This window comes from Bacillus sp. L381 (assembly GCF_030284525.1).
Classification (GTDB): Bacteria; Bacillota; Bacilli; order Bacillales; family Bacillaceae; genus Bacillus; species Bacillus amyloliquefaciens.
Genome location: NZ_CP127224.1, coordinates 1,447,261 through 1,460,808, shown reverse-complemented (window position 1 = coordinate 1,460,808; position 13,548 = coordinate 1,447,261). Strand labels below are relative to the sequence as shown.

General features: G+C 46.0%; 8 protein-coding genes and 1 pseudogene. All 9 read right to left on the bottom strand.

Annotation, left to right across the window (positions count from 1 at the left end; translation table 11 throughout):
* Nucleotides 1-105 precede the first annotated feature (105 nt).
* A complete protein-coding gene (sigG, locus tag QRX25_RS07445) occupies nucleotides 106-888 on the bottom strand; it encodes an RNA polymerase sporulation sigma factor SigG (protein WP_013352181.1) in 783 nt (260 codons plus the stop codon).
* A 140-nt stretch (nucleotides 889-1,028) separates the two neighbouring features.
* On the bottom strand, nucleotides 1,029-1,748 hold the full coding sequence (sigE, locus tag QRX25_RS07440; protein WP_013352180.1) for an RNA polymerase sporulation sigma factor SigE: 720 nt from the start codon (nucleotides 1,746-1,748) through the stop codon (nucleotides 1,029-1,031).
* 57 nt (nucleotides 1,749-1,805) lie between these two features.
* On the bottom strand, nucleotides 1,806-2,735 hold the full coding sequence (gene spoIIGA, locus QRX25_RS07435; RefSeq protein ID WP_212101272.1) for a sigma-E processing peptidase SpoIIGA: 930 nt from the start codon (nucleotides 2,733-2,735) through the stop codon (nucleotides 1,806-1,808).
* A gap of 214 nt (nucleotides 2,736-2,949) precedes the next feature.
* A pseudogene (locus QRX25_RS07430) lies at nucleotides 2,950-7,238 on the bottom strand (S8 family serine peptidase).
* A gap of 273 nt (nucleotides 7,239-7,511) precedes the next feature.
* Complete coding sequence (gene ftsZ / locus QRX25_RS07425) at nucleotides 7,512-8,660, bottom strand: cell division protein FtsZ (protein ID WP_013352177.1); 1,149 nt, start codon at nucleotides 8,658-8,660, stop codon at nucleotides 7,512-7,514.
* A gap of 35 nt (nucleotides 8,661-8,695) precedes the next feature.
* Entirely contained in the window at nucleotides 8,696-10,009 is a 1,314-nt protein-coding gene (gene ftsA / locus QRX25_RS07420) for a cell division protein FtsA (RefSeq protein WP_013352176.1), read from the bottom strand.
* A 544-nt stretch (nucleotides 10,010-10,553) separates the two neighbouring features.
* Complete coding sequence (locus QRX25_RS07415; RefSeq protein ID WP_212101269.1) at nucleotides 10,554-11,342, bottom strand: cell division protein FtsQ/DivIB; 789 nt, start codon at nucleotides 11,340-11,342, stop codon at nucleotides 10,554-10,556.
* Nucleotides 11,343-11,471: 129 nt separating this feature from the next.
* Nucleotides 11,472-12,383: a UDP-N-acetylmuramate dehydrogenase gene (murB, locus tag QRX25_RS07410; protein ID WP_045506284.1), complete on the bottom strand. Its 912-nt coding sequence runs from the start codon at nucleotides 12,381-12,383 to the stop codon at nucleotides 11,472-11,474.
* A gap of 25 nt (nucleotides 12,384-12,408) precedes the next feature.
* Nucleotides 12,409-13,500, bottom strand: coding sequence for an undecaprenyldiphospho-muramoylpentapeptide beta-N-acetylglucosaminyltransferase (murG, locus tag QRX25_RS07405; protein ID WP_045506286.1), 1,092 nt, complete (start codon nucleotides 13,498-13,500; stop codon nucleotides 12,409-12,411).
* Nucleotides 13,501-13,548 lie beyond the last annotated feature (48 nt).

Below are 13,548 nucleotides of genomic sequence, written 5' to 3'. Positions count from 1 at the left end.
TTAAATTTTCTTAAAACTTTTACACATTAGAATACAGTACTTTTTTACAGACGTAAACCGGCGCATGAAAAAAGCCTTTAACACAATGTTTAAAGGCTTTTTCCGTTATTGATGGATATTCTTATTCATTTGTTTAATGGCTGCCTTTTCAAGCCTTGAGACCTGAGCTTGGGATATGCCGATTTCTTCCGCGACTTCCATTTGGGTTTTCCCCTGGAAAAAGCGTTTTCGCAAAATCATTTTTTCCCGTTCGTTCAGTCTTCTCATGCCTTCTTTCAAAGCCAGCTCCTCAATCCATTGTGTATCCTTATTGCGCTCATCACTGATCTGGTCCATCACGTAGATCGGATCGCCGCCGTCATTATAAATCGGCTCAAACAGTGATACCGGATCTTGGATGGCGTCAAGGGCAAACACAATTTCTTCATGGGGCACTTCAAGAACTTTGGCGATTTCCTCTGCTGTCGGCTCCCTGCTTGTCTCACTGATTAACCGCTCTCTTACTTGAAGCGCTTTATATGCGATATCGCGAAGCGACCTCGAGACGCGGATCGGATTGTTATCCCGCAAATATCTGCGGATTTCTCCGATAATCATCGGTACAGCGTATGTTGAAAACTTAACATTATGGCTGAGGTCAAAATTATCAATGGATTTCATTAGTCCGATGCAGCCGACCTGGAATAAGTCATCAACATACTCTCCTCTGTTGTTAAACCTCTGAATGACGCTTAAGACAAGGCGCAGATTGCCGTTTACAAGCTTTTCTCTCGCTGAATCATCGCCCTCATCCTGCAATTGCTTAAACAGCTTTCTCATCTCTTCATTCTTGAGCACCGGTAATTTGGAGGTATCCACCCCGCAAATTTCGACTTTATTTCTTGACACGTTTTTCCCTCCCACTAGGAGCTGCTGTACAACGTTAAGTATCTCCTCGGGTGGGAAAAATATGCACCGGCATTTTACAGAAATAAACATCCGTCTCCGACAATCCTTGCAGCAGTAAGGGCCGTCAGATGGAAAAAATTTTACACCATTTTGTTAAACTCTTTTCGCAGTCTTTTGATAATCCGCTTTTCGAGCCGTGAGATATAAGATTGTGAAATCCCCATCATGTCGGCTACATCTTTTTGGGTTTTTTCTTCTTCTCCGATAAGCCCGAAACGCAGTTCCATGATCTGCTTTTCTCTATCGTTTAATTGCTCAAGCGCTTTTTTCAGAAGTTTTTTATCCACATTGGCTTCAATGTCTTTTGTAATAATATCATCATCTGTACCGAGCACATCCGAAAGAAGCAGTTCGTTTCCGTCCCAATCAATATTCAGCGGTTCATCAAAAGACACCTCTGAACGGATTTTATTATTTCGGCGCAAGTACATTAAAATTTCGTTTTCAATACATCGTGACGCATAAGTCGCAAGTTTTATTTTCTTCTCAGGATTAAAAGTGTTTACCGCTTTGATCAAACCGATTGTGCCGATGCTGATTAAGTCCTCGATATTGATGCCCGTGTTTTCGAATTTGCGGGCAATGTAAACGACAAGGCGTAAGTTTCTTTCAATCAGGATGGCCCGCGCCGCCTGATCCCCGCTCGGCAGCTTTAATAAGAGCACCTGCTCCTCTTCTTTAGACAAAGGCGGCGGCAGCGCCTCACTTCCTCCTATGTAATACACTTCATCACTTTTCAGTCCGAGTTTCATCAGCCATTTATACCACAAATATGTCAGACGCAGCTTTAGTTTTTTCATCTTCCTCCCCCTTCTAAATACAACTCGTTTTGAGTATGATGAATAACAGACTTTTCGTCAGGATACATGTTTCACAGCCTTTCCGGTCAGCATCTTCGGATGAACGATTCCGTCAAATTCACCGTCCGCTGATAGTTGTTTCGTGCTGATGCCGATCAGGCATTTTTCACATGCGATCATCTCGTCTTTTGTTAAAATCGTGACGTAATCCGGCTTTAAACAGAGTAAAAATTGATTGTCCTGGCCGACGCCCCTGTATGGAATCAGCCTCAGCTTATCCGCATGGCGGAACGATTCATCAAGCTGCTCTATCACTTCAAGCGGACCAGCGGAATTGATGATGTCCGTTTCCTTTTCGCTGAGAATCGGAGCGAATTTGTCAATGTGGAGAATCATGACCGGCGTTTTCGTCAGCGGATCATACAGCTGATTTCCGGAATCCACCAAACCTTTCGCGCGGATTGTCTGTCCGCTGAATTCTGCCTGAACCATGACAAGTTCATCGTACTGAATGGACTTTGTCTCGATGTCTTCGATCCTCTTTTTCGAAAAAAACCATACGGCCGGAAATCCGATGACAACAAACATCCAGCTGATCGGGTCGCCGAAGCCGGTCTGGCTCGTGACCATGACGCCATTTTGCACAATTGATTCTGTCTGCAGCAGGGAATGTACGCCGATCATTCCCCCGCCGACGAGAAAGGTCGCGAAATAAAAGGCGAACAAATTTTGAAAAAAGTACCGAAACCGTTTAAACCCGAAAGCCGTAAGCACGATCACAACTGAAAATGCCATTTTTCCCGCCGGATGCTCCACGAAGGGAGAAGCAGGCGTAAACATCAGAAGTACAATGGTTGACCCGATGAAACCGCCGGCGGCCACTCTTCTTTTTTTGACCTGACGTTTTAAAATAAAGGCGGTTAATAAAAGCAAAAGAGAATCAAAACAAAAGTTCAACAGCCAAATGACATCCAGATAGATTTTCACATCTGACCCCTTTCCTCTTTTGTCTTACATATCTGTTTCTCTCTCTTGTTTCATAAGTATAAAGCAAGCTCTGTGGGAAAGTCTGTCAATTAATGTTGAGGGGAAAGTACAATTTTTAAGGGATAATCGTTTTATTTGTCGAGGGCCGGGGGGATTGATTCCTATTGACCGCCGCAACAAAAAAAGCGCTGCCGTGTCTTGGCAGCGCTCTGTTTTAATCGTTAATATAGAGTTTTCCTTTTGCTGTCTGTCTCGTTTCATTTCCGTAGTCGTCTCTTACGATAACGTCAATTTTTGCTCCGCTTGCTTTGATAGAAGAAGTCGCCGTCCAGTAACTCTCATATCTTCCCGGAGAAATTTCTCTCAGCGGAAGCTCCGTTGCGTTTAGGCTCCCTGCCCGCGCGTTTGTCAGAGGCAGACGGATAACGAAGGATGCGTCTAATTTCTTCCCGCTTGAAAAGGCGATTTTCACTGATTCTCCGGCTTTTAATTCTTTATCCGCTCCGGGAACCAGCCCCGAAATGACGGGAGCGTTGTAATTGACATCGATCACCGTCTTTTTCGTTGTTTTGTTACCCGCTTCGTCTGAGGCCGTGACCTTGATCTCATTGCTGCCGTTTTCCAAAAGGATTCTTGCTTGATAAGAGCCGTTATTCACTTCTGCTTTTTTGCCGTTCACCTTTACCTCTTTTAAATGGGCGTCATAAGCTTTTCCTTTTACGGTCACTGCTTCTTTATTAGTTTTATCTCCGTTTGCCGGACTGTCAATCGTCACATCCGGCTTATCCTGGTCCAGTATGACCGTGACAGGGCGTGACTCATCTGTTGATCCCCTGTCTGTCACAGATGCCGCCGTCAGCCGATTGGCATCTTTACGGAGTGTGACATCAGCCTGGAAATTGCCGTCTGCACCGGCTTTCGTTTCAGCGGCGGTTTTACCGTTATTGGTAAGGCGGACAGCGGTTCCCGGAGAGGCCGTTCCTTTTACCGTGATTGTCTTCTTGTTTGTAAACGACCGGTCATCAGGCGACGTAATGTCAGGCACAATAGCTTCGTAGTCGACCAGAGCCCGGATCATAAAGTTTCCGTCTGATTTATCGGCTTTTGACCAGCTGCCGTCGAGGTATTGCCAATTTCTGTTCGAATACGGACTGCCGTCATCAGATGACAGGGCCGGTGAATAAGGATCGGGTTTCGTCTGGCGGAACACTAAATAAAAATCCTTTCCGACCGCGATTCCTTTTGAGCTGAGATCCACTTTGGTCCATTCTCCGTTTCGAAGCGCTTCAGCTTGGAACGGACCGGCAATTTTGCTGCCCGGAGCCCCGCCAGGTCCGGATGAGTCATATACTTCTGCTTGAAATTCGGTGCCGCCCGGATCAGGCCAGTCCGCGCCCCAAAATTTAAAGAGACCTCCCGTCAGCATACCGTGTTCTTTTCCGTCTTTAAGCGTCATCTTGACCGCGGATTTGCTGCCTGCCTTAAAATATGACAGCGCGGCTTCTTCGGTCCCGTTATCATAGGCAATTTCCCCTTCATAGCCGATATACGGCTTAAGCTTGGCGTTTTTTTCAGCAGCTCCTTTGATATCAACAGAAAATTCACTGTTGTAAAAGCCTTTTGCGGCTGCTTTAATTGTATAGGACCCCTCGTACGCCTTAAGCGAATATTCCCCTTTATCATTTGTCACCGCCGGCTCAATTGCGGCATCCTCTACAACATAAAGCACAGCCCCTTCCACCGGTTCGCCTGTTGACTGATTGGTGATGGTTCCTTTTAACGTACCGGACGGCATTTGCTCCAAGGTAAAGTCTGCCTGTGCGGTTTTGTCTGATTGAATGGAAACTTGTTTCACAGCTGGCTTAAATCCGTAAGCCTCAGCTTTCAGCGTGTAGTTTCCCGCTTTATGAGACAGGCTGTAGCTTCCGGTTGCAGGGTCGGAATACACGGATTTCCCCGTCTCGGCGACACTGATTTGCGCTCTGAGCGGCAGGAGATTGGTTTCACGTTTCACCGTTTTCCCGGGTGATTTCACCGCTGGTTTAGCCTGTTTCGGACTGACAGCTTTTTTCTTCAGGTGACCGGGCGTTGTTTGCCTATTAGTTTTCCTTTTTTTGGCCGCCTTGCCGAGAGAGCTGCTTGAAAGCCGGACATCATCGATATACCATCCGTCTTCATTGAGTACTTCGTCTGACTGCATATTAAACATAAGCTTTATGTTTTGGCCTTTATACGCAGATAAATCTGCTTCTTCATCGTTCCATCCGGCGGAGTCACCATTGTAAACAGCCGCCTGCTCCCAATTTGATTTTCCTTCCGGAAGAACGAACACATACCCGTAATCAAAAAATTCTTCGAGCTTGTGCCAGCTTTTAAATTGCAAAAACAACCTTCCTGAATCCGGAACCTGGATCGGAGGCATCACCAAATTCATATTGGCCGAATCGGCATAAGGTCCGGACAGGTTCGTCGCATACACTTTATCTCCGGAAAATGCAGCGTCGGGCCCTGAACTCGGGATCCCCCATTCCCATTGGTCATGTGTCCCGTAACTGGACCAGCCGGCCGGCTGTGATTCAAAATCCTCTTTGTACCCCGCAGTAATGCTTGGTTTCACGTCAGCCCGATACGTATCAGATTCTGCAGAATGACCTCCGAAATCTTTTATTGTCCATTTATAACTTACCGTGCTGCCCGTTACGTGCGGAATGTCCGCCTGGTATGTTCCCTTTTTTTCATCACCGCTTTTTCGAACGGCAGCGATCGTTTTCCACTCTCCTTTATCAAACTGATAGGAAAGTAACACCTCCGTCACACTTACATCATCTTCCGCCGTGACCGTTAACGGGAGGTTTGCTCCTTTGTAGGCTTCTGAGACGGGTTCATGATGCCAGCTGGGCGGATTGTGATCTTCACCCGCAGAGGATACCTTGCCTTCTATGCTTCCGATTCCGTCTGTTACAGCAGAAACGGCGTCAAAAGCATTGACTAAGCCGTGGCCGTAACCGTTATTCGGTGATTCCGGAAAATCGGAGTCTGTCAGCTTTTCGGCGGTGCGCGTCAAAACGTCTTCCATTTCATCGACCGTAATAGAAGCGTTCGCCTGCCGTAACAAAGCCGCCGTCGCCGCCACATGCGGTCCGGCCATTGAAGTTCCGTTCCAGCCGCCTTCATATGTTCCTCCTGGAATAGAGGAACGGATATTCACTCCCGGTGCCGAAATATCCGGTTTTGTTTCATGATACGGTGAGGGGCCTTGAAGTGAGAAATCAGCGAGTTTCTTTTGGCTGTCGGTCGCACCTGTCGCAAATGCTTCCGGATAATTGGCTGGATTTGCGATTGAACCGGGTCCCCCGGGTGTAAACAAGTCTACATTTCCCGCAGAGAATTCCGGAAAAATCTCTGCTGCTCTCCATGCATTCACCATATCGCGGTACCACTCGTCGATTCCTGAGCCGCCTGCCCAGGAATTATTGACAACATCCGGTGCCATCTCGGGATGAGGAGTGCCGTTTTTATCTTTTGGCGCGAGCACCCATTCACCTGCATCCAAAATGTCGGCATCGGTTCCACCATCATCCGAAAATGCTTTTACTGCAATCCATTTCGCGCCAGGAGCCACACCGATTTGATTTGAGCCGTCAGGTTCTGAACCCGTCATGGTGCCTGTTACATGAGTGCCGTGTTCAAGGTCATCGTAGGGCGCGTCTTTTTTAGACACAGCATCATACCAGTTCATTTCATGGTTCGGCGCAGCGGGATTTTCAGGATCGTACCCCCGGTATTTTTCCTTAAGCGCCGGATGGTCCCACTGAACCCCTGTATCAATGGAGGCGACAACCGTACCGGTGCCGTCATACCCTGAGGCCCATGCCTTCGGCGCGTCAATTTGGCTGATGTTCCATTCAACGCCTCCCTTTGCTTTGATCTCTTTTTGTTTTTTCTTCATTTGAAAAGGAGCTTTGATTGAGTAAGCTGACGCTTTTCATTCGGGAGAACTTTTTCCACTTCAGGAAATGAGGCGGCTTTTTCCATTACCTCTTTCGAAGCAGTGACTGCCATTCCGTTGACAATATAATAGGAATGGATATGATCCGCCTTGCCTTTCTTTTTTTGTTTTTCCAAATATGTTTTCATATGTTGCTGCGCATCATGAGCCGCCGCTTTTAAAGAAGAGATGACGGCTGACCGCTTTTGATATTCGGTTTTTGCTGCGGAAAGCGATTGAGACTTGGCGTTTTTTTCTGCTTCTTTAACTGCTTTTTTCGTATTGGCTTTCTCTTTAAATTTGATGAGAAACGTGACTTTCTCATTTTTTTCAAAACGCTTTTTGACTGAATCGGAAATCTTATGCTGAATGCTCTTAGAGGAAGAAAGATCTTTGGTGAAAGAAACCGCTCCCGGTGTGCTGTTCGCTCCGGCTGCACCCGGAAACAGCAGTGAACTGACGACAATCGCGCTTAAAACGGAGCCTGTCCATCTTTTTCTCGTTTTTTTCTTCAATCGTATCCCCCCTTATTTGGAAACGCAATATTAAATTTGTATCCCTCCCTCATAATTGGAATGGTTTGTCATTTCAATGTTGTACGTTAAATGTAGACAATCTTCTATTCAGATATTGTCACATTCTGTCAGATGGTCGCCCAAATCAAAAAACAATCAAATCGTCATAGGAATAAAGTTTCTTTTTCTACTGTATGAATCATTGGGGATAGGAAGGAAGGCTGGCCGTAAAAAAGAAAAAGGACAAAACCATGTGGTCTTGTCCTTTTTGCATTATCCGCGTTTGTTGCGGTTTCTTAAAAATGTAGGAATATCGAGGGCATCATCAGCCGGCTGTGACGTATGACGGTTCACCGTATTTTGATGCTGTGTTTCTTCTCGTTTCGGCTCACGTTTCGCAGCAGGCTGACTTTGAGACTTCAATCCTTGGTTCAAAGTCGGACGCTGCGGTTTTGAGTCATCTTTTTCCTGTTCGATAAAACCGGTCGCGATGACGGTGACGACGATTTCATCTTTCAGATTTTCATTGATAACTGAACCGAAAATCATATTTACATCAGGGTCAGATGCAGAAGCGACGATATCGGCTGCCTCCTGCACTTCGTAGAGGCTCAGGTTTGTACCTCCCGTAATGTTCATTAGAACACCTTGCGCGCCGTCGATTGCCGCTTCCAGTAACGGGCTGGAGATTGCCTTTTTGGCAGCTTCCGCAGCACGGCTTTCGCCTGTAGCAATCCCGATCCCCATCAATGCTGAACCTTTGTTGGACATGATGGTTTTGACATCGGCAAAATCCAGGTTGATTAAACCAGGTGTTGCGATAAGGTCAGAGATACCTTGCACCCCTTGGCGAAGCACGTTATCAGCTTCACGGAATGCTTCAAGCATCGGTGTGTTTTTATCGACAATTTCCAGAATGCGGTCATTCGGGATAACGATCAGCGTGTCAACGGCTTCTTTCATTGCCGTGATACCGCCTGCAGCCTGCAGCTGGCGTTTTCGCCCTTCAAATGTAAACGGTCTTGTTACGACTCCGACAGTCAAAGCCCCTAAGTCCTTGGCGATTTGCGCAATAACCGGTGCGGCTCCCGTTCCGGTACCGCCTCCCATTCCGGCTGTAACGAACACCATGTCAGCGCCTTTTAACGCTTCTTCGATTTGTTCTTTACTTTCTTCAGCGGCTTTTTTGCCGACTTCCGGATTCGCTCCCGCTCCGAGACCGCGGGTCAGCTTTTCTCCGATCTGCATTTTCACTTCCGCTTTTGACAGGTTAAGAGCTTGGGCATCGGTATTTACCGCGATGTACTCTACACCCTGTACTTCGTTTTCAATCATTCGGTTGACCGCGTTATTACCGCCGCCTCCTACTCCGATTACTTTAATTGATGCTAAGCCGTCTATGTTTGTTTCGAAATCCAACATGCTAAATCCTCCTAATCTGCCGAATGACTATCAATCTATTCCCAAAACATGCTTAATAGTTTTTTCATTTTGCTCGGTTTGTTGTGTTCGGCTTGTGTTTTTTGTTTTGCTTTTGGACGCTGCTGCGCCTCTGGCCGCTGATGATGTTCTTCTTCGTAAGAGACCGCGATTTCCTGCACGGCTTCTTCCGGCATATGAAAGCCTATTTTTCTTCCCTGAATTCTGGCATTTCGGCAGGCAAATTGTATCAGGCCGACACCCGTCATATACTGAGGGTCTCTTACACCGATATAATTCGGGCTTGCGACCCTTACATTGTGCCTCAGCACTTCCTGTGCCAATGAAAGCACTCCGGGCATTGCGGCCTGTCCGCCGGTCAGCACAAAGCCGCCGGGCAGATCTGTAATTCCCATATGCTCAATTTCGGTTGCGGCAATCTCCAGAATCTCTTCCACTCTTGCTTCAATAATATTCGCAATTTCCTGCTGTGTAAAAGATTGCTTTTGATTCGTTCCTATGACGGTGACTTCGAATACTTCATCTTCTGAAGCCTCATCGTAGAATGCATGTCCGAATTGTTTTTTTACTCTTTCAGCCTCTTCGGTGGAAGTGCGCAATCCGATCGATACATCTTTAGTGATGTTTTCGCCTCCGAGGGGAATGACGGCTGTCTCCTTCAGGTGCCCCTGTTCAAATACCGCCACCGTCGTCGAGCCGCCGCCGATATCAATCATGGCGACTCCGAGGTTTTTTTCGTCTTTTGACAAAGCCGCCGAACCGGCCGCAAGCGGCTGCAGGCAGATATCAGTAATTTCAACGCCCGCTCTCTCCACACAGCGAAGTAAATTATGTAAGATCGTTTTGGAGCCGGTAATCAGCGTGCCTTCTACTTCCAGGCGCACTCCGAGCATTTTTTTCGGATCGGTAATTTCATCTCTTCCGTCAACAATAAACTGTTTAGGAATGACGTCAACGATCAGCTGCTCATGCGGCACTGACACGACCTGTGCCGCTTCCATCACTCTGCGGACGTCTTCAACGTGAATTTCTTTGTTTTCACTGGAAACAGCGACAACGCCGTTCGTATCTTGAATATGAATATAATTTCCATTAACGCCGACAATGGCTTTTTTCAGCGGAAAACCTACCATTCTTTCAGCTTGGTCAAACGCTTTTCTTATAGAATGAACGGTTTCATCTATATCAACGATTGAGCCTTTTTTCAACCCTTCAGACGGTACATTTCCCACTCCGATAATGTTAAGGGAATCATCTGTCATTTCTCCGACGATCACTTTTGTATTGGACGTACCGATGTCAAGACTGACGTAAAGTTCATTGTTGTTCATTCTATGGCACCTCCTCACATTTCGATCAATTCTATTCTATTATTTGCGGAACAACAATACAATGAATGTGGCTTTACAAGTGTGTAACAAAAACAACAGCATCAACAAATTCTTATCTGATTTCTCACAATTTATGTTTAATGAAACTATTCGTTATATTCTATGTATATCCTCTTTTATATCGCATTTTTTTTATTTTTTTTAGAGACGGCCCACCTTACCGTAAAATTTCTTGTCACGGATCACACTGTGCAATTCAGATGCAAATATCCCCGCTTTCCACTAGTCTACACTAAGATGAACCTTCAGAAAAGCTATAGATATTGCCAGAAACATCCGAAAAAAGAAGAAACAGGAGGAAAATTCCAAATGCAATGCTCACTGCAGAAAACACGCCCATTGCATTGAGAATTTTCCGCTTGTTCGGCAGCCATATCCCCGGCAGAAACAAACATAGTCATAATTATTCCGCTATCGGTTATATCGGCTGCCCCGCTGATTGTAATAGATCCTTTTGATTCACCTTAAAAATAGTTCTTTAGAACTATTCAGTTTCTTTTTTCTTGTCAGATTTACCTTTGTTAAATTCTTCAAAATACGTAGCGACTTCTAAGTGGATAATTCCCTTTTTTCCGCCGTCCAGCTGAGAAACGATTGAAGGATAGGTCTTCATCCGGCTGGCAAACGTTTTAATGGAAGCGGTGACTACATATCCGTCGTTCATATACAGCTTGATCCGATCCTGATCCATTTTTACCGGAGTGTAGTAGATTTCAGAAATCGACTGTTTTAACGAATCAGAAAGCTTATCAAGCTGTTCCGCCATTTTGACCCGCTTTTTCGCGTTTGTCCAGTCAACTAAAATCGGGCCCGCGTCATCCGGCGTGACTTCGTTCGGCAGCACGGTCCCGTTCTCCAGCACTTCATAATACACATCGTTTCGCTGCAGATACGCGATGGTCTTATATTCTTCAATGTGAATTTTGACTTTGTTAGGAAATGCTTTTGAAAGATCCGCCTTTTTCACCAGCTTGTTCTTCTCAATCATTTCTTCTGTTTTTTTCTTGTTCAGACTCCAGAACTCGGTTTGTCCGTTATGTATATCAGAAAGCTCGGTGATCTCTTTTTCAGATACGTTTTCGTTTCCGGAAACGGTCACAGAAGAGACTTTGCTGATCGGCATCTGCAAGTACACGATGATCAGCACCATCATAAAAAAGAGCACAATAAATGAAATCAGCCGGCGGTTTGCTTTTTGTTTCCGCTGCTCTTTGATTTTCGGAATCCGTTCTTCAATATTTACGATTTTTTCTCTTTCATGATTTGGGTTCACTGCCTGTCCACCTCACTAAGAATGAAACAGCTTGACATTCGTCTGATTGAAAAACAAACGGCATGCTGTGATGCCGTTTGACATTTGTTAAAAGTATATCACATGAGCTCATGTAAATCAGGGAACCTTTTAACGATTCCCGCCGATGATTTCAACTTCTGTATGCATTTCGACATCATACTGCTCACGGATTGTCTTTTTCACATATTCAATCAGGTCGAGGACGTCCTTGGCAGTCGCTCCTCCGGCATTGACGATAAAATTCCCGTGCATTTCGGACACTTTCGCTCCGCCGATCTGATGTCCTTTTAATCCCGCTTTTTCAACGAGATTGCCGGCATGATTCGGCAGCGGATTTCTGAATATGCTTCCTGCGCAAGGGCTGGAGTACGGCTGAGTATTTTTTCTGTAATCTTTGTTTTGCTGCATCTGCGCCGTGATGGCTTCCCGTTCCTTTTGCTCAAGCTTCAGAACTGCCTCGAGACACACGCCGGGACGTTTTTTCTGCAACACAGACGTTCTGTAGCTGAAATCCATCTCGTCGTTCGTCAGCCATTCGATTGTGCCGTCTTCAAATAAGATACGGGCTTTCACAAGAATCTCACTCATATCAGATCCGTGCGCCCCGGCATTCATATAGACGGCTCCGCCGATTGACCCGGGAATGCCTGCTGCAAATTCGAGACCGGACATTCCTTTTTTACTCATGGAAGTCGCAAGGCGGACAACTGAATAACCGCCTCCGACCGTCACCTGATCGCCGTCAATCTCCAAATGATCGAGACCCGCTCCCAGCTTGATGACAACTCCTCTTATGCCTTCATCAAGGACGAGCAGATTTGAACCCCGGCCGATAACCGTCCATGGCAGATCATATTTTTTCACAATATCCATAATATCTTTGACCGCTTCCACACGGTTTGGGATGATCAAAATATCCGCCGGTCCGCCGATTTTCATCGTTGTATGATTCGCGAGCGGTTCTTGTTCCAGCACTTTGCCGACTTCGCGGTCTCTTAATTCCTGAATTACGTTCTCCATCGTAAACCTCCGCATTCCATTTGCTCTATTTTTTAATGTCTTCCATGATACTGTACAGTCTGGCTGCCGCATCCGGAACACCGAGTGATTTTGTCCGCTCACTCATGTCTTTTAACGTTTCGTCATTCATTACGATTTTGTCCAGCGCAGCGATCAGTTTTTCTCCGCTGAGCTCGGTTTCCTTCAGTACGATTGCAGCGTCATGCTGGCTGAGCGCCTTTGCATTGACTTCCTGGTGATTGGCTGTCACATACGGGCTCGGAATGAGCACACTAGGAATGCCGAGTGCGGTGATTTCCGCAATCGTTGTCGCTCCTGCTCTTGCCACAATGACATCAATTGATTGTAAGTACTCCGGCATTTGATGCAAAAACGGTTTTGTCACCATATTATCAGCGGCTTTTCCGCCTTTCAGCTCAGCCGTTACTTTCTCGTAATGCACTTCCCCGGTAATATAAAGCACTTGGTAAGGTCTCGTTTTCAACTCTTCCTGCATATCAATAACGGCACGGTTAATAGGAGCCGCACCTCTGCTTCCGCCGAAAATGAGCACCGTTTTTTGATTGTCTTTCAGCCCGAATTCAGTTAATGAGCGGCCTGTCTTAATTGAGACGACTTCAGAGGCTCTCGGGTTTCCCGTAAAAACAACTTTTTCAGCAGGAAAATGCGATTTTGCCTCTTCAAAGCAAATCGCCACCTTATTAACATATTTCGAGAGAAACTTATTTGTGATGCCTGGAAGGCTGTTTTGCTCATGAATGATTGTCGGAATTCCCATTTTTGCCGCCGCGTATACAACCGGTCCGCATACATAGCCGCCTGTACCGATAACGGCATCAGGTTTAAATTCTTTTAAATACGATTTGCTTTTCTTCACGCCTTTTAAGAAACGCATGACGGTTTTTACATTTTCAAAAGAAAGCTTTCGTTTGAAACCAGTAATTTCAATGGCGCGAAACGGAATATTTTCCCGTTCAACAATTTTTTTCTCAAGACCGTTCTCTGTTCCGATATACAAAAATTCCACATCCGGATGCCGGCGCTGAACTTCTTTAATAAAGGCAAGAGCCGGATAGATGTGTCCTCCGGTTCCGCCCCCGCTTACTGCAATACGCATTTGTATGTCCCCCTTAATCACACAGCGATAACCCTGTTTTTTAGGACA